The following is a 23,545-nucleotide window of genomic DNA, read 5'->3' as shown; positions in this document are numbered from 1 at the left end:
TAAACATTGCCGTTAAATTTCGAATTGCTACCATCATTAATGCAAATTAAGCTTAACTTTTTTTGTGTAAAAGCATTATAATTATGAAAACGAAAACACTTAAAAGCAGTTTAATCTGTAGTTTTGATAAAACTACTTAAAAAATAAAGCATGAATATTTTATTCAGACACCCCTTGAATGAAAATTGGCAAAAAGAATTAGAGCAGCTTAAAGCTGAAATGTCTGAATTTAATTATCAATATGTAAAGGAAGAAAAGTGGAGCGAAGAAGGTTTTAATGAAAAGATGAAACATGCTGATGTATTGGTATCCGGAAGAATTACTGACAAGGAAATTGAGCTGGCAGAAAAGCTAAAAATCCTTTTTGTCCCATTTGCCGGAGTGAATTCATTGCCTTTGAAACAGTTAAAGGATAAAAACATAAAAATTTCTAATGCACATGGAAATGCTTTTATAACAGCTGAGCGTTCTATTGCTTTGGCTTTTTCTCTTTTAGGAAAGCTCGTTTTTTATCATAATGAATTGTCAAAAGGAAAATGGTATAGAACGCATAATAGTGACGACTTATGGGAAAGTATGCAAAATAAAAAGGTTTCCATTTTAGGTTATGGAAGTATTGGAAAGAAGATTCATCAATTTTTAAAACCATTTACAAATTCGTTTACAGGACTAAAAAATAATATACAGCAACAAACTGAGGATATTCAACTGACAAATAATTTAGAAGAAGCAATTTCAGAATCTGAGATTGTTTTTTGTTGTTTGCCTTTAACCAATCAAACAAAACACTTATTTAATGCTAAAAACATGAAACTCCTCTCTGGCAAGTATGTCATAAATGTAGGCAGGGGAGATGTTTTTGAGGAGGAAGCTTTTTTCAAAGCTTTAGAGTCAGAGGATATCAAAGGGGCAGCTATAGATGTTTGGTATCAATATCCAAAATCGAATGATGAAGTTTGCCTACCGTCAAAATTTGCATTTCATGACCTGAAAAATGTTGTAATGTCGCCGCACAAGGCAGCCCACTCAAAACAAGCCATAGATGACAACAGGAAAACTACATTTTTAAATGTCCGGGAGTATTTAAAAAGCGGAAAAATCTTAAATGAAGTTAAGCCCGAAGCAGGATATTAATTACCTCTGAGTTTAATTCTTTTTTCTCTCCACTTAGAAGCTTTATCATTTAAAGGTTTGAGTGATTTTTCCTTTTCTTCTTTTAAATTTAGAAATAATCTTAAGGCAATTTCAGCAACCAATTTATCATCTTTAAGATTCTTTTCTTTTAGCTTTTGCGGCTCAAAATAATTTTTTACAAAATGCGTATCAAAGCTACCGTCTTTAAAAGCAGGGTGTTCTAAAACAAATTTACCGAATTGCAAGGTATTTTTAATACCTGAAATTTTGTATTCTTCAATAGCGCGAATCATTCTGGAAATAGCTTCTTCACGGTTTAAACCATGAACAATTAATTTCGCAATCATGGGATCGTAGTAAACGGGAATATCCATACCCTCTCTGAATCCGTCATCTACCCTTACACCGAATCCGGCAGGTATCTGATAATTGGTAAGCTTGCCTGTATCGGGCAGAAAGTTATTTTCCGGATCTTCCGCGTAAACTCTGAGCTCTATTGAATGTCCGTTCAAAGGTATTTCATGTTGCTCAAATGAAAGCTTATCACCACGGGCAATTTTTATTTGTTCTTTTACCAAATCTATACCCGTTATCATTTCAGTAACGGGATGCTCAACTTGCAATCTGGTATTCATTTCCAGGAAGTAAAAGTTTTTCTCCCGATCCATAATGAATTCTACAGTACCGGCATTGTAATATTTACAGGATTTAGCTGCGTTTATAGCTGCTTCCCCGAGTTTTTTGCGGATTTTTTCATCTACAACCGGTGAAGGAGCTTCTTCTATAACTTTTTGGTGCCTCCTTTGAATGGAACATTCTCTTTCGTGGAGGTAAACATAGTTTCCGTATTTATCTCCCAAAACCTGAACTTCAATGTGTTTTGGAGAAGCTATATACTTTTCAATAAAAACGGCTCCATCTCCAAAAGCTGACTTGGCTTCACTTATAGCGGTGAGCATTTGTTCTTCAAAATCGTCCATTTTATCGACTATGCGCATTCCTTTACCACCACCTCCTGCTGAGGCTTTTATTAAAATTGGATACCCGATTTCAGCAGCAATGTTAATTCCTTCTTCCGGACTTTCTATAGCTTTGTCTGTACCGGGAACTAAAGGGGTTTCATATTTAGATACAGCAGCTTTAGCCGCGAGTTTGCTGCCCATTATTTCAATAGCTGCAGCTGACGGACCTATAAAAATTAGTCCGGCTTTTTCAACCGCATTAGCGAAAACAGCATTTTCAGAAAGGAATCCATAACCGGGATGTATGGCATCGGAATTTGTTTTTAATGCTGCGTCAATGATTTTTTCAATCTTCAAATATGATTCTGAGGCAGCGGCTTTCCCTATAAAAACAGATTCATCAGCTAAAAAAACATGTGGTGAAAGTCTGTCTGCTTCTGAGTAAACAGCAACTGTTTTAATATTCATTTCACGGGCAGATCTTATTATTCGTAAGGCAATTTCACCTCTGTTAGCGATTAGGATTTTATCAATTTTTTTTTCCATAGAGATAGCTTTTCAATTTTAAAGAGCCGTAAAATTAAATAATTTAATTAAATCAATCTTGTATTTGACTTGAATACAAAGAATATCTTTTGAAGGTGGAGGCATCTGTATAAATATTGCTAATTTTGCGCGGGGAATCACCTTTATGAAAAATGAGATAATACAGCTTTTAAAGCGGGAATGGAAACTGGAGCTTCGGAATAAATATACCATAGGCGGAATTATCTTGTATATGGTAGCAACTGTTTTTGTAATTCTGAATGTATTAGAGCAGGAAAATATGGTACATGAGCTGAATGCAGGCTGGTGGAATTTACTATTTTGGATATCCGTTTTATTTGTTTCTGTAAATGCAATTGCAAAAAGCTTTTATCAGGAATCACAAGAGAAGTTGCTATATCTCTATACTCTGTTTAGTCCGGAATCAGTCATCATTTCCAAAATGTTTTATAATTATATTTTCATGTTTGTGCTGGCGTTATTGAGCTGGTCGCTTTTTAGCATATGGTTTGGGAATCCTGTAGTTCAAAATACATCGTTCTTTTTGCTGCTCATTTTTGGTGCCGGTGGTTTAGGGCTGATTTTTACTATGATATCTTCTATAGCTTCAAAAGCAGGAAATAACACTACTTTGATGGCTATTTTAAGTTTTCCTGTAATTTTGCCTTTATTAGTCGTTTTAATTCGATTATCAAGTCTGGTTTACCTTCAGGGGCCGGGTATGGAAAATACTATTTCCTTGTGGATTATGTTAATCAGTTTGAACGTTTTAATTTTGTCTATGTCAATCATTTTATTTCCATATCTTTGGCGCGAATAAGAAAAAATGAATATTCTCTTAAAAAATAACTGGTGGAAGTCAATAGCTGTTGTATTGATTTTATATTCTATTGTAGCCGGTTTAATGTTGCCGGTACCCAGATTACCGGTATTAAATGAATCTATCCGCAACCTTTATTTTCATGTTCCCATGTGGTTTGGGATGGTTGTAATGTTAATTTTTTCTTTTACTTTCAGTATTAAATATCTTTCCGGATCGAATCTCAAGCATGATTTATATGCTAAAAATTTCGCTTTTACAGCCATGATTTTTGGCATTTTAGGCCTTATTACAGGAATGTTTTGGGCAGCAGCAACTTGGGGTGCCTGGTGGGTTAATGATCCTAAATTAAACGGAGCTGTGGTTGGTTTGCTGGTATATTTAGCCTATTTTGTACTGAGAGGTTCCCTAGAAGATGAACATACTAAAGCGAAAGTTGCCGCAGTATACAGTATTTTTGCCTTTGTTTTGTACATAGCTTTTATATATGTGATTCCGCGAATGACAGATTCTTTACATCCCGGCAGCGGGGGAAATCCCGGCTTCAATGTCTATGACCTGGACAGCAGAATGCGGGTTGTGTTTTATCCGGCTGTTATAGGATGGATTGTTTTAGGTGTGTGGATTTCAACTTTATTAATCAGATTAAATTTACTCGAAGAAAAAGATGAAGATTAAAAATAGTTTTTTCAATAAATTAATTGCAAAAGGAGTTCTGTTGTTGATATTACTTCTTAGTTTCACATCGTCTTTGATGGCTGAAAGCTTTACCATCGAAATGGCTGACAAACTTAGAGCAGACGGCAGGATTTACGCTGTATTAGCAGTAATGTTGATAATTTTCACAGGCATAATAGCTTTTTTAGTATATATAGACAGAAGAATTTCTAAACTGGAAAGAAAAAATAAACCCTAATCACTATGAATACAAATGAGTATAGTTTTTTTAATGATGTATGTAAAAGCTTTGATAAAGCGGCTAAGCATACCAAATTGCCGAAAGGTCTTCTTGAACAAATTAAAGTGTGTAACAGCGTTTACGAGATGCAGTTTCCCGTAAAAATGGGTAATGAGTACATTGTTGTTGAGGCATATCGTGCCCAGCACAGCCATCACAGACTGCCAACCAAAGGAGGTATTCGTTACAGCATGCACGTAAACAAGGATGAAGTTATGGCTTTGGCATCATTAATGACGTTTAAGTGTGCTATTATGGATGTTCCTTTTGGAGGAGCAAAAGGTGGAATTAAAATCAGTCCGCGAAAAGCAACAACTGCCCAATTAGAAAGAATAACCCGAAGATATACAGTGGAATTGATGAAAAAGAATTTCATTGGTCCTGCTATTGATGTACCGGCTCCTGATTATGGAACCGGAGAAAGAGAAATGGCATGGATATTAGATACATTTTTATCTTACAATCCTGACCAGATTGATGGTTACGGATGTGTTACCGGTAAACCGGTAAGTCAAAATGGAATAAGAGGCAGAAAAGAAGCTACCGGTAGAGGTGTTTTCTATGGTCTTAGAGAAGTTGTGAGCTATGCAAAAGACATGAAAGCTCTGGGGCTTGAACCCGGTATAGAGGGTAAGAAAATCATTATTCAGGGTTTGGGTAATGTTGGTTATTATGCCGGTACAATTTTAGAAGAGCATGGTGCAATTATTACAGGCATTGCTGAACTTGAAGGCGGAATTTATAATCCAAATGGATTAAATGTTGAAAAAGTTTTTCAACATAGAAAAAATACGAAAAGTATATTGAATTTCCCGGGAGCAAAAAATATTGAAAACTCTAAAGATTTACTGGAATATGAATGTGATATTCTGATACCGGCGGCTTTGGAAAATCAAATTAATATTGATAATGCAGATAAGATAAAAGCCAAAATTATTGGAGAAGCAGCGAATGGACCGGTAACTCCTGCTGCAGAAGAGGTACTTCTTAAAAAAGGTGTTTTAATGGTGCCTGACATGTTCTTAAATGCCGGTGGTGTTACTGTTTCTTATTTTGAGTGGTTAAAAAATCTTTCTCACGTTCGTTTTGGAAGGTTAGAGAAAAGATTTGATGAGCACTCCAATAAAAATATGATTGAATTAATCGAACGCCTTACCGGTAAGAAAGTTAATAAAAAAGAATTGGCTTTTCTGTCAAGAGGTGCCGATGAGATTGATTTGGTACGTTCAGGATTGGAAGAGACCATGGTAGAGGCATACAGGCAAACACGTGAAGTTTGGAAAAAGAATAAAAATATCGAAGATTTACGTACAGCTTGTTTTGTAAATGCAATTGATAAAATCGGTGTGGCTTATATGGCTATGGGTGTTTTTCCATGATTTATAAATAATTTAGAGAGATTAAAAGAAACCGGTGTTCATATTGTTCACCGGTTTTTTATTTGCCTTTTATCAGCTCCGTATAATTGGGAATATCATTTAAATACTCAGGCTTTTTCTTTTCGCTAAACGATAAGCAATAACTCTCTTCACCATTTGTAATTACCCAGTAAGGAATTCCATATTGAATATTATAGCGACTTATTTGTTCCAATACTTTTGTGTTCAGTTTAGTCTCAGCATTTTTACATTCTATCAACATCAGCGGATCTCCGGAATTTGAATAAATCATAGCATCATATCTTCCTTTGGTGTTTTTTACCATTTTTTCTATGGAAATTAAAGTTTTCGGGTACCCTTTTTTATAATGCAAATACTGAAGAAAAGCCTGTCTCACAAACTCTTCCGGACTTAAGCGGATATATTTTTTTCTGAAGATATCAAAAATATATTTCTTGCCTTCAGCTTGTTTGATATTCAATTTACTGAAATCAGGAGTAATATTTATGGCAAAATCAATCATTATATAATCTAATGTTATTTTTATTTTAACTTAGATTTGCAATCTAATGTTTAATTTTAAAAAAAATACGGTATGGAGAATAAAAGTGATATTGTTAACGATTGGTTACCCAGATATACAGGTACGAAGTTAGAAGATTTTGGAAAATATATAATTCTGGTCAATTTTAACCATTATCTAAATGTTTTTGCCAAAAAGCACAATGTTCCGATTAACGGATTGGACAGAGCAATGCCATCAGCAACGGCAAATGGAATAACGCTTATTAATTTTGGGATGGGTAGTGCAAATGCAGCTACAATTTGTGACTTGTTAAGTGCTATTTCACCCAGAGCAATTTTGTTTTTGGGTAAGTGTGGCGGATTAAAGAAAAAAAATAAGTTAGGCGATTTGATTTTACCGATTGCCGGCATAAGAGGAGAGGGAACATCTAATGATTATTTCCCTTCAGAAGTTCCGGCTTTGCCTTCTTTTGCTTTACAAAAGGCAATTTCGACAACAATAAGGGATCATCAGCAGGATTATTGGACAGGAACAGTTTACACAACAAACAGAAGAGTGTGGGAGCATGATAAAAAGTTCAAGTCTTATTTAAGAAAAATTCGCGTGATGGGAATAGATATGGAAACAGCCACCATTTTTTCAGTTGCTTTTGCTAATAAAATTCCTGCCGGAGCTTTGCTTTTAGTTTCTGATCAGCCAATGGTTCTGGAAGGAGTAAAAACCGAAAAAAGTGATAGAAAAGTAACAGAAGGTTTTGCCGATAAGCATTTGAATATTGGGATAGATTCCCTAAAACAATTGATTAATAACGGGAATACCGTAAAACATCTTCGTTTTTAGATATGGAAGTAAAAAAATATGAAGAGTTATTGAAAAATATTAAAGCAGGCAGCTTAATGCCTGTATATTTCCTGTATGGCAAAGAGGAATACTTCATTGATTTAGTTACTGACTTTTTATGTAAAACGGTTATCCCCGATCATGAAAAAGATTTCAATCAGCATATTTTTTATGGAAAGGATATAACTGCTTCACAAATTACAGATTTAGCAAGCGGCTTTCCTATGATGGGTGAAAAACAACTCATTGTTATTAAAGAAGCCCAATCATTAACTGATTTAAGTGATTTAGAGGCCTATATTAAGTCGCCGGTAGATACTACTATACTGCTTTTAGCCTACAAAAATAGCAAAATAGATAAGCGTAAAAATATATTTAAACAACTAAGGGATTCTAAGTTAGTGGCTTTTTATGAGTCAAAAGCTTTTACCAAAGATTTTGAAATGACTGATTGGGTAAATCGAAAACTGCAAACAGAAGGCTTTAGTATAGAAAATGATGCTTTGCAGCTACTCTTGGATCATATTGGACTGAATGTTACTCAAATGGCAAATGCACTGTCAAAACTTACTTTGAGCAACGTAACCGATAAGCGAATTAATAAAGATGTTATTGAAAAGAATATTGGTATCAGTAAGGAATACAACCCTTTTGAACTTCAAAATGCCATAGGCGCCGGACAAAAAGATAAGGCTTATAAAATAGCCTGGCAAATGTCTAAAGACCCGAAGAATAATAATATTTATTCTACACTGACATTATTGTTCTTGTATTTTCACAAAGTATACACTTTGCATTATGTGCAAAAAAGCTACAATAATGATCAGCAATTGGCTTCCGTGTTAAGCATTCCTCCTTTCTTTTTAAAACAATACAAACAAGCTGCTGCAAAATACTCTGTGGATGATATTGAATATATTTTTGACTGCATGCGTAAATTAGATTTGAAGTTAAAAGGGGTGGGCAGTAAAGTGCCTTCAAATGAAGCTGCCTACATAGAGCTTGTAGACAATATTTTAGATGCTCCTCGCAGAAGATTAATCTATGAATCCAAGCGTTGGAGTGTATTTTTGAATGACTAAAAACTCCTTTATTTTTAAAGATGAAAAAATGGAAAATTAATTTAGCTTTATTTTTTTTAATTTTGCATAATGTTTAAAAATCATTCAAGGCTTATGATACTGCATAATAAATTTGATAAGCAAACTTTAAGAAAATTTCTCGAATCTGAGGATTATGAAAGAAAAACGCTTTCATTTTATCGCTATGTAAAGATTGAAAACCCTGCTGAATTCAGAGACTTTTTATACAATAGATTAAGTGCTATCAACGTGTTGGGTAGAATTTATGTAGCCAATGAAGGTGTGAATGGTCAGATTAGCTTACCTGCCGATAAGCAGGAAGATTTAAAAACTTTTTTTGAAAGCATGCCGGGCTTTGAAAACCTGCGCTTAAATTTTGCTGTAGAAGATAAGAAAGACTCCTTTTTAAAGTTAAAAATTAAAGTTCGTAAGAAAATAGTCGCTGACGGGCTGAATGATGAAACTTTTGATGTTACTTCCAAAGGCGTTCATCTTGACGCGGCCGGGTTTAACAAACTAACGGATGAGGAAAATACAGTTTTGATTGATATGCGTAATCACTACGAAAGTGAAATCGGGCATTTTGAAAAAGCTATTTGTCCGGATGTTGACACTTTTCGGGATTCATTGCCGATTATAGCTGATATGCTTGAAGATAAAAAAGATAAAAAAATTGTTATGTATTGTACCGGTGGGATACGTTGTGAAAAAGCGAGTGCCTGGTTAAAGCATAAAGGTTTTGAAAAGGTTTATCAGCTTGACGGAGGTATTATTGAATATGCCAGACAAGTCAAGGAAAGTGGATTAAAAAACAAGTTTATTGGAAAGAATTTTGTGTTTGACGAGCGCCTTGGCGAGCGTATAGGAAATGAAATTATCAGTGAATGTCATCAATGCGGTGCTCCCTGTGATACCCATACCAATTGTGCCAATGATGCCTGTCATTTGTTGTTTATACAGTGTGAGAATTGTGCTCAAAAATACAACGCATGCTGCAGTAGCGAATGTAGCGACTTTATACAATTGCCTTTAGAAGTTCAAAAAGAAAAGCGTAAAGGGATTATGAAAGGCCGTCAGGTTTATAAAAAAGGGAGAATACGCCCGAAAATCAATTCTAAGGACTAAGGTTTAGAATTAAACGTTTACAGCATTCAGGTGTTATGAGAAAGATACTCATTATTCGGTGATAATACCTGTTATATAAGCCTAAATAAATCCTATGAGGCATTTTGCTTCTGCTATACATCAACTTAGGGAGACAGCTAAGACCAACAAAAAGATTTCAATTTTAGCTGAATATTTTGCAACAGCAAATGAAAGGGATAAAATTTGGGCCTTAGCATTGTTAACAGGTCGGAGACCTAAAAGGCCGGTTAAAACATCTTTACTAAGATTATGGGCTGCTGAAATTGCTGAAATTCCAAACTGGCTGTTTGAGGAGTCCTATCATATTACAGGTGATTTGGCAGAGTGTATGGCACTTTTAATGCCTTTTGACGGTGAATCTGTATCAGAGAACCTCCATCACATTATGGAGGAGCTGAAAGAATTGACTCAGCTTTCGGATGAACTCAAGTCAGAATATGTGAAAAAGTACTGGCAAAAAATGAATCGTAAAGAGCGGTTTGTTTTTAATAAACTGCTCACAGGTGGTTTCAGAATTGGTATATCTCAGAGTTTAACACTCAGATCTTTGGAAAAAGCTACGGGCATAAAAAGAGAATCCTTAGCGCATCGCATAACCGGGAATTGGGAACCTCATAACACAACTTTTGAGGATTTAATTTTTTCTAAAGATTCAAATGACGACCTCAGCAAACCATATCCTTTTTATCTGGCATATCCAATTGAAAATCCGGCAACAGATTTAGCTGAATTCAATCAATGGACAGCAGAGTTTAAGTGGGATGGCATAAGAGGGCAATTAATCTACAGAGATAAAAAACTATTTGTTTGGTCAAGAGGTGAGGAACTGGTAACTGATCAGTTTCCCGAATTTGAAAAGCTTATTGACCGGCTTCCGGTATCATGTGTGTTGGATGGGGAGATTTTACCTTTTAAAGATGGAAAAACAGGTACTTTTAATGAATTGCAAAAGCGATTGGGCAGAAAAAAGGTAAGTAAAAAAATGATTGAAGAATATCCTGTTTTATTCAAGGCTTACGATATATTTGAATACAAACAAGAAGATTTTCGACAGGAGAAACTAACAAAACGTAGAGATGTCCTGCATAAAATAGTTGAAAGCACGGATTTAAAGGAAGTACTGCAATTTTCTGAAAGTCTGGACATACAAACTTCTGATGATTTTGAAATTCTCAGAAATCGTGCAAGGTATGAAGGAGCTGAAGGTATCATGATTAAGCATAAGGACAGCAGATATGAACAAGGACGAAAAAGAGGAAATTGGTGGAAATTTAAAGCAAAACCTTTTTCTCTTGATATGATTTTGACGTATGCCATGCGCGGTCATGGTCGGAGAGCTAATTTGTTTACTGATTATACTTTTGCTTTGCTGGATAAGGAAGGAATGCCGGTTACTGTTGCTAAGGCATATTCCGGTTTATCAGATTTAGAGTTTAAGGAAGTAAATTCATTTATCCGTAAAAATGCGATAGATAAATTCGGACCTGTTAGGCAAGTGAAAGCGGAATTGGTTTTTGAAATTGCTTTTGAAAATATCAGAAAGTCCGGCAGACACAAATCCGGTTATGCACTGCGATTCCCCAGGATTGCAAGGTGGCGAAGAGACAAGCCTGCGGTTGAAGCTGATACTTTGGAAGCTTTAAAACAAATACATAAAAAATACTTCTCCTGATTAGTCAAACTTTCCACTAAGAGAAAGCATCGGTATATTCAGGTGAAAAGCTAATCGCAGGGTAACACTTTTACCAAAAAGTCTTTCAAACAAATTGTGATGAGAAGGTGCCAGTACCAATAAGTCCGGTTTATGGTCGGCACTGTATTTTTCAATACTTTTACTCACATTTTCTATCATGTCAACTACGTGAATATCACAATTTTCTAAACCTACTTCACTTAAATTATTTCTCAAAGCTTTTACTTTTTCATCAGTTTTAGCGCTATCTTCATTTTTTATGTGCAACAATCTGACTTCCCCACCAATCTGATTAAAAAGTTTCTTAGTATACAGTACTTTTTTCCCAACATTTTCTTTCAGTTCTACAGGGAAAATAATTTTATTCATTTGGTTAAACCGGGCTCTGCCGGGGATTGTTAAGACCGGACAGTTTGCTTTTTTAATTACATCTGCTGAGTTTGTACCTAAAATGTATTTTTTCATCACTCCGGCACCTCTTGTACCCATTACTATCAAATCTACCGATTCCTGATTGGAGTAGCTGATAATTTCATCTACTATGAAACCCTGGCGAATGGTAAGTTTACAAGAAATTTCTCCGCTGACTGCTTTTCGCTCCTCAATATCAACTAATTCGACATCACAAGCCTGAGTTGCATTGGCTAAAAATTCTTTTAACTTAGGTCTGGTTTCATCTTTAATTGCAGGGTCATCTCTGAAGTGAATATTTACAATTTCAAGCAGACTATTTGTTTTTTTGGCAATATGAACAGCGAAGTTTAGTGCATTTGCTGAGAACTCTGAAAAGTCTGTTGGTACTAATATTTTTTTCATCTGTTTAATATTTTACTGTTTTCATTACCCAAGTTTTCCAATTTTATGTTAAGTAAGCAGATTTAAGGCCCACAAAAAAATAATCTTAAAGGTAAGTAAAAGCCGGTTTTTATTATTGGCTTCTAAGTTATTATATTTTTCTGCAAAATTAAAGCACATTGCATTCACTTATCATTTTTTTTAGAACACTTTAATTTAATAGCTTATAATGCAATTTTCGTGAAAAAATGCAAAGCAATGCGTAAATTTGTGAAAAATCAATAAACTATGATGGATAAACTAATTGAGAATTTCCCTCAACAACTGGAAGAAGCTATTGAAATTGGCATTAATGCAAATATTCGCAAGCCAAAAATTAAGATAAAAAATATTGTTCTTTCCGGTTTAGGCGGTTCAGGAATTGGTGGAAATTTAGTTCAGGAACTTACTTCAAATGAACTTACTGTTCCTTTTTCTATCAATAAAGATTATTTTCTGCCGAACTATGCAGATGAAAATACATTGGTTATCATTTCTTCTTATTCAGGCAATACTGAAGAAACTTTGAATGCTATGGAATTGGCTTTGGATAGAGGTTGCCATATCATTTGTGTGAGTTCCGGAGGAAAAGTTATTGAAAAAGCAAGACAACATAAGCTCGATTATATAGAAGTTCCGGGAGGAATGCCTCCAAGAGCTTGTTTAGGGTATTCATTTGTACAACAGCTTTTCATTTTGATAAAAATCGATTTACTTAACGGACTTTTTAAAGACAATTTGTTGAAAAGTGTGGATATGCTTAAGTCTAAGCAAAGTGAAATAAAGAAAACTGCAAAGGAATTAAGCGACTTTTTATACAACAGCTGTCCGGTTATATATATATCTGCTCACATGGAGTCGGTTGCTATTCGTTTCAGACAGCAAATTAATGAAAACAGTAAAATGCTATGTTGGCATCATGTGATTCCAGAAATGAATCATAATGAATTGGTCGGTTGGAGAGATAAGTCTGAAAATCTGGCAGTGGTATATTTTAGAAATAACGATGATTTTGAAAGAATTCAAAAGAGAGTAGAGATAAATAAAAAAATTATTGGACAGTACACAAGCCGTCAGATGGAAGTTTATTCCAAAGGAGAAAACTTACTGGAACAATCGCTATATCTGATTCATTTGGGTGACTGGGTGTCTTATTTTTTAGCTGAAAAGAGAAACCGGGATGCAGTAGAGGTTGATGTGATAGATTTTCTGAAAGGTGAACTTTCGAAATCATAAGAGTGTTCGGTATATAATTTTGAATGTATGACAGATGTTTTTTCTTGTGAATTAGGATTGATTGATTATAAAGAAGCCTGGGATTTACAGGAAAGAATTTTTGCTAAAATCATTGAAACCAAAGTGGCTAACCGGAAGTTATCTCCGGAAGAACAGCTTACCCAAAATCATTATTTACTACTTTGTAGCCATCCTCCTGTATTTACATTAGGGAAAAATGCAAAACAAGAGCATCTGCTGCTCAATGAAGAACAATTGCTTGAAAAAGGAATTAGTGTTTACAATATAAACAGGGGAGGGGATATTACGCACCATGGCCCCGGGCAGATTGTTGGTTACCCGATTTTAGATCTCGATTATTTTTTTACTGACATTCATAAATACCTTCGATTATTAGAGGAAACCATTATTCTTACTTTGAAGGAATATGATATAGAAGCTGGCAGATTAAAAGGATCAACAGGCGTATGGTTAGATTCTGATAATCCCTTTCGGGCAAGAAAAATATGTGCAATGGGTATTCGTTGCAGCCGCTGGGTTACAATGCATGGCTGGGCATTTAACGTGAATAATAATCTGGACTATTTTAATATGATAATCCCCTGTGGAATAACAGATAAACAAGTGACTTCAATGGAAAAAGAACTTGGTCATAAAGTTGATGAAGCGGAAGTTACAGCACATTTGAAAAAGCACTTTTCACAACTTTTTGAAGCCCGTTTTACAGATATGGCCAAAAGCCACTTGAGTAATATATAAAGAATGAAGTCGTTTTTAATTTAAACAAACTAATTAAATGCTAAAAGATATAGATTTTAAAAAAGTTAATAATGTTGCTATGGCGGTTGTCCCTCAGGATGAGATTGATGGCAAGCCAACATGGAAAGTATATTTAATGAATTTAAAGAAAAAGCCGATTCTTGGAGTAATTATTAACTCTAAGGGCTATGGAAAAGTAAATGAAAAAAGTGTAGAAACTTCCCGCCTTCGCCAAATGTTTGATAAAGTTGAGGCAAGCAGTTATGTTGAAGTAGAGTTGCTTTATGATGAATTGACGGCGCTGACCAATGAATTTTGGGTAAGTTTTTGGGAAAATGACTTCATGTACGACAAGAAGTTTGTTTTCGTAACCGAAAGCATCACAAACAAACATTTAACCGAATTACCTTTGCTTGATGAAAAAGGAATCTTAATTAAATAAATTTATACTAATAAAATATGTCAGATACTGAATTGCAAGACGAAAATTTAGAACCCGGTCAGGTTCAGGATGATGACTTATATGAGGAAATTACTATAGTCGCAGATAAAGGTCAAGAGCCACTCAGAATAGATAAATTTCTTTTAAACCGTTTAGATAAGGTAAGTAGAAATAAAATCCAAAATGCAGTTAAAGCAGAGTCGGTTTTAGTAAATGAAACGCCTGTTAAAACGAACTATCGGATAAAGCCTTTTGATAAAATTACGGTGGTGCTTTACAAGCCTTCCCGCGAGTTCCCAATGGAAGCTGAAAATATTCCGCTTGAAATCGTTTATGAAGACCAGTATTTGGTGGTTTTAAACAAACAAGCCGGATTAGTTGTGCATCCCGGTTCAGGAAATTATACCGGTACTTTGGTCAATGCATTAATGCATCATTTTGGAAATCTGCCCGATTTGTCTGCGCAAAATCAAAGACCGGGAATTATGCATCGTCTGGATAAAAATACCAGTGGGTTAATGGTCATAGCTAAAGATGAATTTTGCATGAGTCATCTGGCAAAACAATTCTTTGACAGGACGATTAAAAGAACATATCAGGCATTGGTTTGGGGAGAACCCGCAGAACCGGAAGGTAAAGTTGAAATAAATATCGGCAGGCATAAGCGATTTCGCAAAAAAATGGATGTTTTTACCGAAGAAGAGGAAGGGAAATATGCAGTAACTAACTACAAACTACTGGAAAGTATCGGCTATGTTAGTGTTGTTGAGTGTGTGCTTGAAACAGGGCGCACCCATCAAATTCGGGTTCACATGAAATATCTGGGAAATCCGGTTTTTAATGATGAGGTCTATGGTGGAGATCGGATTATAAAAGGTACGATTCACTCTAAGTACAAGCAGTTTATCGATAACTGTTTTAAAATTTGTCCTCGCCAGGCACTTCATGCAAAATCCTTAGGCTTTTATCACCCAATACTGAAGAAAGATATGTTTTTTGAATCAGAGATTCCAAATGACATGCAATTGTTAATTGAAAAATGGAAAAATTACTACAAGTTTGCTCTTAACCAGAGTTGATATGCTTGGAAAGATATGCAGAAAATTGTATTTATAATAGCGTTAATATTACATTCGCTTGTTCTTTTTGCCTCAGAAAATATCATTGATGAAGTTGACAGTCTTATAGATGAAAGGCAATATGAGAAGGCTTTTATGATGCTTGAAACAAATGACCCGGGGAACGACTCCATAGATTTTGTTCTTCGGAAAGCTGAATTAGCTTATGAATATTACAGCAAAACAGTCATGCATCAGTATTTTATTTTTACAAATCTGGAAGGAGACATGACGCTGGATAGTCTTCGGGCTGAAGAAATGGAAGGAGATTATAAGTTATTTTACTTTCCTTTTAATGATATTTTAGCAGAGAAACTCTTAGATTATCCGGAAGAATTTGAGCTGCACAAATGGTTGGGTTTATTTTATTATTTGATTTATGATTTATACGAAGAAGAGTGGTTAATTCCGGCAGATAATATCATTGAACTGGCAAAACACCACCTTCAGGTTTATGCAGGAGTGAGCGAAAAGCCCTTTAAGTACAGTGGTAAACTGGGATTTGTATATTTATTAAGCGGGGAGTTTACAACATCTATTTATTGGATAGATGAGGCTTTGAAAAGGGAGCCTGAAAATCCTGAGTTATGGTATAATAAAGCCTCCGCTAATTTCTATATGGAACGGTTTGACTTAATCAGTGAAAATGCCCTCAGGTCTGCCCGCTATCAGGATGATCCCTTTTTTAAAGCAGATGCATACAGAATGGCGGGAATTGGTTTTTTTCAAATGAATCAATTAAATGAAGCTTTAGAGGTTCTTCAAAAAGCAAATGATATTTTCCCCGGTTTTCATTTAACGGAAATACAACTTTTGGAAACAAAATTACTTTTGAATCAAAACAGGAGAGCTTTTCGTTTGGCGAATGATATGTTTGCAGCCAATTATAGTGAACCTCAAGTGACTAATGATATTTTGCAGGCTTTTCTAAAGGTTGAGGAGTATAGAAGATTAAATCGTTTTTTTAGAAGAAATAAAAGGGTGCATCGCAGAAATGATGAAGCTCTGGGAAATTTATATTTTCATGAAGCCAGATTCAATCTGCATAAGGAGGACCGCACGGAAGCCCTTAAAAACTTTAAAACTTCAAGAACTTATTTTGAAAAAAGTGTAGATGAGTATCACTACGTTTTTGATATTATTGATGAAGCCATCCGGCAGATTGAAAATCTTCAATAATTCAGATACAAACCAAGCCTTAAGTTTCTACCGATACCGCTAATAGAGGAGCCATATGGACGGTAATGTGCATCGGCTATATTGTGCAGCCCGGCATATACCCGCAGCTTATCATTGATCTGACGATGGACATCAAAATCAAACACATGGTAAGCAGGACTCCCTTCTGCTGTGGCATAGGTTAAATTATCCTGAAAATATGGTGAAAACTCATTTGACGGCTTCCATGCCTGAACATTCCAGCGAATTGAAAAATTAAACTTCTCATAACGGTAGTTAACCCTTGTTAAACCATAAAATGGAGGTATCCCCGGCAAGCGCTCATTAAAATCACTGTCGAAACCTACAGCAAAATTTCCATAAGACTCTACAAATAAATCCCGGGTTAATGCTGCTTCAACAGAATATCCGCCCCCTCTAACATAGGCAGTGCCAATATTTACGTTTGAAACTAATTTATGTGACTTGTCAAGATAAGGCAGTGAATCTGTATTGTTGGGAGATACATTTTGAACGACTATAGCATTTTTTAAGATTGTATTATAAACAAATGCCTCTGCCCGTAATTGATCGCTGAGTTTAAATAAGACACGTGTTTCAACATTATAGGCATATTCAGGCTTTAAAATTGGATTTGGAATCATCAGTATGCCGGCTGCCGGGCTATGGGTTTTAGCAATATCGTCTATGTTTGGACTACGATAACCGGAAGAGGCTGTAAAATTAAAATTCCAGTTTGAAGAAGGCCTGTAAGAAATGCCAAAACTTCCGGAAAATGCTGAACGCCGGTAAGCTATTTCTTTATTGTTATACACAGGCATACTGTATTCATCGTATAAGCTTTCAAAATTTATAAAACTATATCTGAACCCCTGAGTGAGCCTGAGTGTTGAGCTCAAATCCACATCGTAGCGAATATATGCGGAAAGGCTGTATTTCAGGTTTTTCCCATCCGGATAGAAACTAAAGTTTAACTCATCTATGTCTGTATTATCAATACTTTCAGAAATAGTTTCTGACTCTGTAAAATTAATATCTGCTTCGAGGCCATAGGAAAAGTCAGAGCTTTCTGTCAAGCTTGTAGCCATATCTAAGTTTGCCTGCAAAGCCATAAATTGACTTTCAAAACCATGTATGTCCGGGCTGTTAAGCAATCGAAAAAACTGATTGTTCTCTGATTTACGAAAGCTGATATGAACGTTCATATTATCCCCGGGTAAAAAAGGCTCTGAGTCTGCGTATTTTATACCGGCAATCCATTGAACTGTAGGCTTATGATAAAATTCAGCAAAATAAAGGTTTTGCACATTGGTATCCGGATAGCTGACAAAGCCGGTATCTTCAAAAACTTCCAATACTCCGTCCTGATTAAAAGGAGATTCAGATCTTTCCTGAAGGCGGCCTAAGGCATTGTGTTCTTCTTCACCTGCAATATAAAAGTAAGCTTCCAATAAGCGGTTTACAGAAATTTGAGTCCTAAGTTTTTGTGCAAAGTTCCACTGCTGAAAACTACTGTTTGGATATGTAAAAGGGGAGGGGTTATTTACAATATAATCCCGGTCGTCTTGCCTGAAAATATACTGATTATTTTTTCCAAAGTCTGAATAAAAAGGATTTTGCCGGCTGCCACTTTGGTGTTGTTCAGAGTTTTGAAAAGAAAAAGCCGTTATCAATCCGGTATTTTTGAAGCTGCTGTTTAATAAGGCACTGATATTACTTTCCAGATTAGCGGTATTACCTGATATCATTGCCTCTCCACTAAATTCAGGCTTGTCATTTAATAGAATTCGTGGTTTTTTCGTAATCACATTTACGACACCCCCAATTGCATCACTGCCATAAATTAGCGAGCCCGGTCCGAAAACAGTTTCTATCCGATCTACTAACAAAGGGTTTATCAGTTTATAAGCCTGATGTGGTCTGCCAGGTTGAGCCGTGCGGGTGCCATCAACTAAGGTAAGCAAACGATGGTCTGAAAAACCTCTGATATTCAGCTCGATTTCACCGGGAGAATTGTATAAAATCCGGTGTTGCCCACTTTGTTTTACTATTTCAGTACTCAGATTATGCCCTTGTAAAGAAAAAGATTGATTGTATTGAATACGGGTAACATTAGAAATTAAATCTCTCGGCTCGTCTTTTTTTCCGGCGGTTACTATGAATTCATCCAGAAAAATATTTCTTTCTAATACATACAAAATGTTCCCGGTTTTGGTAAGCTCTTCCTGACTTATGCTTTCAGAATAGAAGGAAGGGTGGCTGAAGAAAATTGTATCTGTGGGCTGAATGTTAAGTAGTTTTGCCACTCCGCTTTCATTTGAAAAAGCCTGTACTTTGCCGTTTTGAGCATATAAAAAAGCATTTTCAACGATACGGTTATTGCCTGCCTGCCTTACTTCTATTTTTAAAGTGTCACTTGCATAAACACAATTGAGCAAAGTGAGGTTAAGAAAAAAGAATAAAAAGAACAGGATGCGAATCATCAATTTTTCTTTAGTTTAATTCTAAAAGTAGTTCCTTCCCCTAAGATAGAACTTTTAACATAAATTTTTCCTTTATGATATTCTTCTACGATTCTTTTGGAAAGGGAAAGCCCCAGTCCCCAGCCTCTTTTTTTCGTACTGAAACCCGGTTCAAAGATAGTTTTGAACTTAGATCTGGGTAGTCCCTTGCCGCTATCTTTAATTTCAATCCAAACCATATTATCTTCCTCACCCGAGCTGATTTCTATGGTTCCTTTTCCTTCCATGGCATCTATGGCGTTTTTAATAAGATTTTCCAACACCCAGTCAAAAAGTGTAGGCATGAGTTTCAGATTGCCTTCGTAAGCATTTTCTTTATTGAAAATTATTTTTACATGTTCAGATGTTCTGTTAGTGAAATACTGAACCATATTTTCTATGCCGGAGCTAAGATGCACTTCTTTGAATGCAGGTTTGGATCCTATTTTTGAAAAGCGCTCACTGATAAGCTCCAGTCTTTCCACATCTTTTGATATTTCATTGTACATATTTGGGTCACTTTCCGGTAAACTTTTTAAGTATTCTACCCAGGCCATAAGGGACGAAATAGGAGTGCCCAGCTGATGAGCTGTCTCTTTTGCCATTCCTACCCAAACTTTGTTTTGCTCTGCTTTACGGGTATTGCTGAAGGCAATGTAGCTGATTAGAAGAAATAATGCGATGGTTCCCAGCTGTATGTAAGGAAAGTAGCGTAACTGAATTAATATAAAGCTGTCTTTATAATAAATGTAATTATACATTCCGGGCGAAATTTCAATTTGAATGGGATCGCCGGATTCTATCATCCTTTTTAACTCATCTTTTAAATAGTCCGGATTGGAAGCTACGCGGGTGCTGTCAAAATTTCGCCAGGTAATAATGTTTTCATCTTCGTCTGTAAGAATGACAGATAGTGATTCGTTGTTTTTTATTACTTCAAAAAGGAAAGATATATCTGTGTTTTCATCAGCCTGATTCAGCTGTTTGTAAGCGCTGGCAAGCAATTCAGCTTTTTTTCTTTCCTCATAGGCGATTTTCCCGGCCAAATTGTTGGTGTACCAAATGGAAAGCACCACAATTCCTGCGGCACAAAAAATTAAGAATAGCTTAAAATTATATTTCTGTTTGTATATATCCATTAAAAAAGGCCGGCTATAAATGTTATAGCAAATTTACACTTTTGAATTTTAAATGATTATACTAAACGATTTATATTTTGTTTAGAAAATTTCGATTAATCCCAATCAATGAACTCGGGTTCGGCTTCAGTTTCCCAATCTCTGTTTTCACGTCGACGGTCATAATCTTCCAGTTCTCCTCTGAAAGCATTTCTAACTTCGCCTCCCTGTCTTCTGAAATCTTCGGCAATTTTTTCTCTGGCAGCTCTGGAATTGTAAGAAATGTCCGGGTTATCGGCCATGCCTTTCATGCTTAAGAATAGAGTAATTCCTTCTGAGGTGTCTTCCCAGTAATCTCTGGAAACTCTGCGGCTTTTGTATCTGTTTGCTAAAATATGAGAAAGGTTTACCCGTACATTATAATCAATTTCATTTTCAAATGTGTGTATACCTTCCAGATGTATTTTAAAAGCATTGGTATTTATGTTCATCCCTGGAATAAAAACTCGGCTGTTACCTATTTCTATATGGTTGCTTAAATTGCTGAATTGTATGTTTTTTAACTCCTCTGTGTGTATGTAAGAAGAGAGAGCCTCCATTGGTTCAAAGTTTATCAGGCGGCCGTTTTTCAGGTTTAAATCGGCGATTACAGTCAATCTGTCAAGATCATACTCACCGTTTCGCCAGTAATTTCCTATGGTAACATCTGTATCTAATAGACCGGAAATGTGTTTTCCGGTGATAAATTCCTGTCCAAAATTATAGCATTCATTGAAAAGTTGTTGAATATTTACATTTCTGGCCTGAAAACTTCCTTCAATATCTACATTATTGTTTTTACGGACATTTAAAACAGCATTTCCGGTAAATCTTCCCCGTGCAGCATTAAATGAAAAGTTATTCAGTCGTGCCTGTCGTGATGTCATTCTTAAATCTCCCTTAAAATCCGAAGTGTTGATGGTTCCGTACTTGATTTGGTTTAAGTTGGCAGTTATACTCCCGCTAAAGTTCAGGAAGTCATACAAATCAAATTCTACTACATCCTGATTTTCTGATTGACTTCCCGGGCTCGCATTAAAAAAGTCGGCAATTTTTTCTATATCCAGCTTTTTACCGCTGATGTTCAGGTTGAAGGTAGGGTTTGCAGCAATTTTACTTTCCGGGTTGAAAGCAGCAAAATAACTAATCAGATTATTGGTGTTTCCCTTTATTTCCAAATCCTGATAGGCATCTTTAAGTACCATTTTTTTGATTTCAATTTGGCGGTTGTTAAGTGCTAATTGAACGGTGCCGGCAGTTAGTTTCTCATTGCCGTTTTGAAAAGTAAGATTTTGAAAATCAAGTCCTCCCGAAAGTTGAGGAATTGCTCTGTCGATATTTGTTGCTAAAAATTCAGGGTGTACGGTTATTTTAAAATCTCTAATAGTTAAATTACCCTTTGTTTGGTAAGGCAAGTCGGCAAAGTGATTGATAACTTCAAGTGATAAAAGCCCGTTTGCATTAGCCTGTATAACCGGTTTTTTCAGGTTTTTGACCTGCACTCCACCGCTCAGGCGTTGATTTTCCCATTGAAAAGAAATGTCATTTACGTTTAACTCACAGGAAGAGCAATCAATAGCAGTTCCGGAAGTGAATTTGCCGTTAGCAGTGATTTTTTCAATATTTTGACGGTAAAGGGTGCTTTTAAAGGCGGCATCTTTAACTCGAAAATCAGCCGTTATTTCAGGGATTTTATCGCTGCTGAGCTCACCTTTTATCACTGATTCAAGGCTGAGGTGTCCGTTTATGCCATCAAAGTTATTACGCACATATTCGGGCAGATAGCTTTGCAAATCATCTAATTTTTCCGCTTCGGCAGAGATGTTCATATCAAAAAACCAGCTGTCTGTCGGTGCAGAGATTTCTCCGCTCGTCTTAAAATCTATACCGGCAAATTGAATGTTTATATCGTTCAGGAGATACTTTCTGAGCTCTGTGTTAATTAAGATTTCGCCTTTAAAGCTGAAGTTTTCACTTGTTATCCAGGAGTGTTCATCTATTTCAAACAGATTAACCAAACAAGCGGCATCTATGAAGGCGGTAAACTCCTTTTGATCCATGCGGGCTGAAACCGTACTTTTTTCAAAGGCGGTGGATATGAAAAAATTGTTTATGTTGTCTTTATAGTCAATTTCTATATTATTCAGTTCAATTTTTCGAATATCTAAATTAAAATCACCGGCTGTTTCCTGTTCCGTTTCCTGTTTTTTAAGAATATCATAATTGAGACTTCCGTCAGAGAACTGTTCAAAAGTAAATTTTCCATTTTCCAGAATGACCCGTCGGACTATATAATCAGTTCGGAAGATGTCCCAGATGTTTATGACGAACTCTACTTTTTCGGCTTTCAGGAAATTTCGGTCGCCAAGGGGGGCTTTTTCTTTTATTTCAATTTCATTAAAACTGACGGTTATATTGGGGAAGTGAGACCAAAATTCAATGTGAATACCTTTTTTAACATAAATTTCAGTATCAATTTGATCATTAATAGCGCTGACAAGCTGTGCTTTTATGTAATCACCTTTAAAAAAAATGACACCTGCCAGGAGCACAGTCAGTGCAGTGAGCAGACCTAAGACAATAAGACTTATTTTTTTAAAAAGGTGCATTCCGTAACTAAGTTAAACAACTGTATTCAAAATCTAAAGTATGAAACGCAAAAAACAGGCATTAAAATATGTTTTAAAAAATATTTGCAAAAAGTTTTGAAGAAATTAATCATAATCTTACCTTTGCCAAGCAATTCAGAAAAGCGGGTCCTTAGCTCAGTTGGTTTAGAGCACCTGCCTTACAAGCAGGGGGTCACTGGTTCGAATCCAGTAGGACCCACAGTAAAAGATAAAGGTTTCAGACGGTAATCGTTTGGAACCTTTTTTTGTTTGTATGGATTTTTCTGCAATTTAAGTGGAAAAGACCGGTTTGGTTTTTAAACACATTTTAGAGATATTTAACTTTTTAAGGTGGTCGTGATAACACCAACCACGGCGTGAAATGTCTTAACCTTGATTTTAAAGGATTTTTTGATTACTTGATTATGTTGTAAGAGTACTTAATTTTTTTTAAGTTAAAAGTCAAATGTTTAATTCAGGTTTAAGTGGGAAAGGAAGGTTTGGTTTTTTAAGAAGTTTATTTGGTTAGTTAAACGCACTCACCCCATTCTGAATATAGATAGCGCTTTTTTTTAGCCGTGGTTGCGTGTTATCACCAACCACAAACCTTTTATTATCTGCTAA

Annotated in this window: 20 protein-coding genes and 1 tRNA gene; 15 read left to right on the top strand and 6 right to left on the bottom strand. The window is 35.7% G+C overall.

Features of this window, described 5'->3' with window-relative positions:
* The first annotated feature begins 150 nt into the window (after nucleotides 1–150).
* Nucleotides 151–1,134 (top strand): hydroxyacid dehydrogenase, encoded by a 984-nt coding sequence (locus EA412_05835; GenBank protein TVR79754.1) that lies wholly within the window; start codon nucleotides 151–153, stop codon nucleotides 1,132–1,134.
* Here the strand turns inward: EA412_05835 and accC are convergent.
* A complete protein-coding gene (gene accC, locus EA412_05830; protein TVR79753.1) occupies nucleotides 1,131–2,642 on the bottom strand; it encodes an acetyl-CoA carboxylase biotin carboxylase subunit in 1,512 nt (503 codons plus the stop codon). The genes EA412_05835 and accC overlap by 4 nt on opposite strands.
* Nucleotides 2,643–2,787: 145 nt before the next feature.
* On the opposite strand from accC, the gene EA412_05825 reads away from it, so the two are divergent.
* From EA412_05825 to EA412_05810, 4 genes are read left to right on the top strand one after another with little or no spacing between them, the layout of a single operon-like run.
* Entirely contained in the window at nucleotides 2,788–3,462 is a 675-nt protein-coding gene (locus EA412_05825) for an ABC transporter permease (protein ID TVR79752.1), read from the top strand.
* Between the two features lie 6 nt (nucleotides 3,463–3,468).
* Entirely contained in the window at nucleotides 3,469–4,140 is a 672-nt protein-coding gene (locus EA412_05820; GenBank protein TVR79751.1) for an ABC transporter permease, read from the top strand.
* Nucleotides 4,130–4,378, top strand: a complete 249-nt coding sequence (locus EA412_05815) for a CcmD family protein (GenBank protein TVR79750.1) — start codon at nucleotides 4,130–4,132, stop codon at nucleotides 4,376–4,378. The genes EA412_05820 and EA412_05815 overlap by 11 nt, the downstream gene beginning before the upstream one ends.
* 5 nt (nucleotides 4,379–4,383) lie before the next feature.
* A complete protein-coding gene (locus EA412_05810) occupies nucleotides 4,384–5,799 on the top strand; it encodes a Glu/Leu/Phe/Val dehydrogenase (GenBank protein TVR79749.1) in 1,416 nt (471 codons plus the stop codon).
* Nucleotides 5,800–5,857: 58 nt separating this feature from the next.
* Here the strand turns inward: EA412_05810 and EA412_05805 are convergent, their stop codons facing one another.
* A complete protein-coding gene (locus tag EA412_05805) occupies nucleotides 5,858–6,322 on the bottom strand; it encodes a type I restriction enzyme HsdR N-terminal domain-containing protein (protein ID TVR79748.1) in 465 nt (154 codons plus the stop codon).
* A 72-nt stretch (nucleotides 6,323–6,394) separates the two neighbouring features.
* Here EA412_05805 and EA412_05800 point away from each other — a divergent pair, with 72 nt between their 5' ends.
* The 4 genes from EA412_05800 (at nucleotide 6,395) to EA412_05785 (ending at nucleotide 11,065) form a co-directional block, all read left to right on the top strand.
* Nucleotides 6,395–7,165: an AMP nucleosidase gene (locus EA412_05800; GenBank protein ID TVR79747.1), complete on the top strand. Its 771-nt coding sequence runs from the start codon at nucleotides 6,395–6,397 to the stop codon at nucleotides 7,163–7,165.
* A 2-nt stretch (nucleotides 7,166–7,167) separates the two neighbouring features.
* Complete coding sequence (gene holA / locus EA412_05795) at nucleotides 7,168–8,247, top strand: DNA polymerase III subunit delta (GenBank protein TVR79746.1); 1,080 nt, start codon at nucleotides 7,168–7,170, stop codon at nucleotides 8,245–8,247.
* Nucleotides 8,248–8,340: 93 nt separating this feature from the next.
* Nucleotides 8,341–9,372 (top strand): rhodanese-related sulfurtransferase, encoded by a 1,032-nt coding sequence (locus EA412_05790; GenBank protein ID TVR79760.1) that lies wholly within the window; start codon nucleotides 8,341–8,343, stop codon nucleotides 9,370–9,372.
* Nucleotides 9,373–9,466: 94 nt separating this feature from the next.
* Nucleotides 9,467–11,065: an ATP-dependent DNA ligase gene (locus EA412_05785; protein ID TVR79745.1), complete on the top strand. Its 1,599-nt coding sequence runs from the start codon at nucleotides 9,467–9,469 to the stop codon at nucleotides 11,063–11,065.
* On the opposite strand, the gene EA412_05780 is transcribed toward EA412_05785, so the two are convergent.
* Nucleotides 11,066–11,902 carry a universal stress protein gene (locus EA412_05780; GenBank protein ID TVR79744.1) on the bottom strand — a complete coding sequence of 279 codons (837 nt, stop codon included), beginning with the start codon at nucleotides 11,900–11,902 and terminating at the stop codon, nucleotides 11,066–11,068.
* Nucleotides 11,903–12,169: 267 nt separating this feature from the next.
* Here EA412_05780 and EA412_05775 point away from each other — a divergent pair, with 267 nt between their 5' ends.
* Genes EA412_05775 through EA412_05755 form a run of 5 tightly spaced genes read left to right on the top strand, consistent with a single transcriptional unit; the run spans nucleotide 12,170 to nucleotide 16,654 of the window.
* The gene (locus EA412_05775) at nucleotides 12,170–13,156 is read left to right on the top strand and encodes a bifunctional phosphoglucose/phosphomannose isomerase (GenBank protein TVR79743.1); all 987 of its coding nucleotides are present in this window, start codon (nucleotides 12,170–12,172) and stop codon (nucleotides 13,154–13,156) included.
* A 27-nt stretch (nucleotides 13,157–13,183) separates the two neighbouring features.
* Nucleotides 13,184–13,915: a lipoyl(octanoyl) transferase LipB gene (lipB, locus tag EA412_05770; GenBank protein ID TVR79742.1), complete on the top strand. Its 732-nt coding sequence runs from the start codon at nucleotides 13,184–13,186 to the stop codon at nucleotides 13,913–13,915.
* 37 nt (nucleotides 13,916–13,952) lie between these two features.
* Nucleotides 13,953–14,357, top strand: coding sequence for a hypothetical protein (locus EA412_05765; GenBank protein TVR79741.1), 405 nt, complete (start codon nucleotides 13,953–13,955; stop codon nucleotides 14,355–14,357).
* Nucleotides 14,358–14,374: 17 nt separating this feature from the next.
* Nucleotides 14,375–15,436 (top strand): RluA family pseudouridine synthase, encoded by a 1,062-nt coding sequence (locus EA412_05760; GenBank protein TVR79740.1) that lies wholly within the window; start codon nucleotides 14,375–14,377, stop codon nucleotides 15,434–15,436.
* A gap of 15 nt (nucleotides 15,437–15,451) precedes the next feature.
* Complete coding sequence (locus tag EA412_05755; GenBank protein TVR79739.1) at nucleotides 15,452–16,654, top strand: hypothetical protein; 1,203 nt, start codon at nucleotides 15,452–15,454, stop codon at nucleotides 16,652–16,654.
* Here the strand turns inward: EA412_05755 and EA412_05750 are convergent.
* The 3 genes from EA412_05750 to EA412_05740 form a co-directional block, all read right to left on the bottom strand.
* Nucleotides 16,648–19,137 carry a hypothetical protein gene (locus EA412_05750; GenBank protein TVR79738.1) on the bottom strand — a complete coding sequence of 830 codons (2,490 nt, stop codon included), beginning with the start codon at nucleotides 19,135–19,137 and terminating at the stop codon, nucleotides 16,648–16,650. The two genes, EA412_05755 and EA412_05750, sit on opposite strands and share 7 nt — an antisense overlap.
* The gene (locus EA412_05745; GenBank protein TVR79737.1) at nucleotides 19,137–20,294 is read right to left on the bottom strand and encodes a GHKL domain-containing protein; all 1,158 of its coding nucleotides are present in this window, start codon (nucleotides 20,292–20,294) and stop codon (nucleotides 19,137–19,139) included. Before EA412_05745 ends, EA412_05750 begins: the two co-directional genes overlap by 1 nt.
* A 95-nt stretch (nucleotides 20,295–20,389) precedes the next feature.
* Nucleotides 20,390–22,921, bottom strand: coding sequence for an AsmA family protein (locus EA412_05740; GenBank protein TVR79736.1), 2,532 nt, complete (start codon nucleotides 22,919–22,921; stop codon nucleotides 20,390–20,392).
* Between the two features lie 145 nt (nucleotides 22,922–23,066).
* Here EA412_05740 and EA412_05735 point away from each other — a divergent pair.
* A tRNA-Val gene (locus tag EA412_05735) sits at nucleotides 23,067–23,141 on the top strand.
* Nucleotides 23,142–23,545: the final 404 nt, after the last annotated feature.

It is taken from the genome of Chitinophagaceae bacterium, assembly GCA_007695095.1.
Lineage (GTDB): Bacteria > Bacteroidota > Bacteroidia > Chitinophagales > REEL01 > REEL01.
The sequence above is the reverse complement of the archived record's forward strand: the minus strand, read 5'-3'. Positions and strand labels throughout refer to the sequence as shown.

Bases quoted from the DNA above. Each gene is read 5' to 3' on its own strand.
- EA412_05750 (TVR79738.1), bottom strand. From the start codon at position 19,137: ATGATTCGCATCCTGTTCTTTTTATTCTTTTTTCTTAACCTCACTTTG.
- EA412_05805 (TVR79748.1), bottom strand. From the start codon at position 6,322: ATGATTGATTTTGCCATAAATATTACTCCTGATTTCAGTAAATTGAAT.
- EA412_05800 (TVR79747.1), top strand. From the start codon at position 6,395: ATGGAGAATAAAAGTGATATTGTTAACGATTGGTTACCCAGATATACA.
- EA412_05780 (TVR79744.1), bottom strand. From the start codon at position 11,902: ATGAAAAAAATATTAGTACCAACAGACTTTTCAGAGTTCTCAGCAAAT.
- EA412_05740 (TVR79736.1), bottom strand. From the start codon at position 22,921: ATGCACCTTTTTAAAAAAATAAGTCTTATTGTCTTAGGTCTGCTCACT.
- EA412_05755 (TVR79739.1), top strand. From the start codon at position 15,452: ATGCAGAAAATTGTATTTATAATAGCGTTAATATTACATTCGCTTGTT.
- EA412_05815 (TVR79750.1), top strand. From the start codon at position 4,130: ATGAAGATTAAAAATAGTTTTTTCAATAAATTAATTGCAAAAGGAGTT.
- accC (TVR79753.1), bottom strand. From the start codon at position 2,642: ATGGAAAAAAAAATTGATAAAATCCTAATCGCTAACAGAGGTGAAATT.
- EA412_05820 (TVR79751.1), top strand. From the start codon at position 3,469: ATGAATATTCTCTTAAAAAATAACTGGTGGAAGTCAATAGCTGTTGTA.
- EA412_05810 (TVR79749.1), top strand. From the start codon at position 4,384: ATGAATACAAATGAGTATAGTTTTTTTAATGATGTATGTAAAAGCTTT.
- holA (TVR79746.1), top strand. From the start codon at position 7,168: ATGGAAGTAAAAAAATATGAAGAGTTATTGAAAAATATTAAAGCAGGC.
- EA412_05760 (TVR79740.1), top strand. From the start codon at position 14,375: ATGTCAGATACTGAATTGCAAGACGAAAATTTAGAACCCGGTCAGGTT.
- lipB (TVR79742.1), top strand. From the start codon at position 13,184: ATGACAGATGTTTTTTCTTGTGAATTAGGATTGATTGATTATAAAGAA.
- EA412_05835 (TVR79754.1), top strand. From the start codon at position 151: ATGAATATTTTATTCAGACACCCCTTGAATGAAAATTGGCAAAAAGAA.
- EA412_05785 (TVR79745.1), top strand. From the start codon at position 9,467: ATGAGGCATTTTGCTTCTGCTATACATCAACTTAGGGAGACAGCTAAG.
- EA412_05790 (TVR79760.1), top strand. From the start codon at position 8,341: ATGATACTGCATAATAAATTTGATAAGCAAACTTTAAGAAAATTTCTC.
- EA412_05765 (TVR79741.1), top strand. From the start codon at position 13,953: ATGCTAAAAGATATAGATTTTAAAAAAGTTAATAATGTTGCTATGGCG.
- EA412_05775 (TVR79743.1), top strand. From the start codon at position 12,170: ATGATGGATAAACTAATTGAGAATTTCCCTCAACAACTGGAAGAAGCT.
- EA412_05745 (TVR79737.1), bottom strand. From the start codon at position 20,294: ATGGATATATACAAACAGAAATATAATTTTAAGCTATTCTTAATTTTT.
- EA412_05825 (TVR79752.1), top strand. From the start codon at position 2,788: ATGAAAAATGAGATAATACAGCTTTTAAAGCGGGAATGGAAACTGGAG.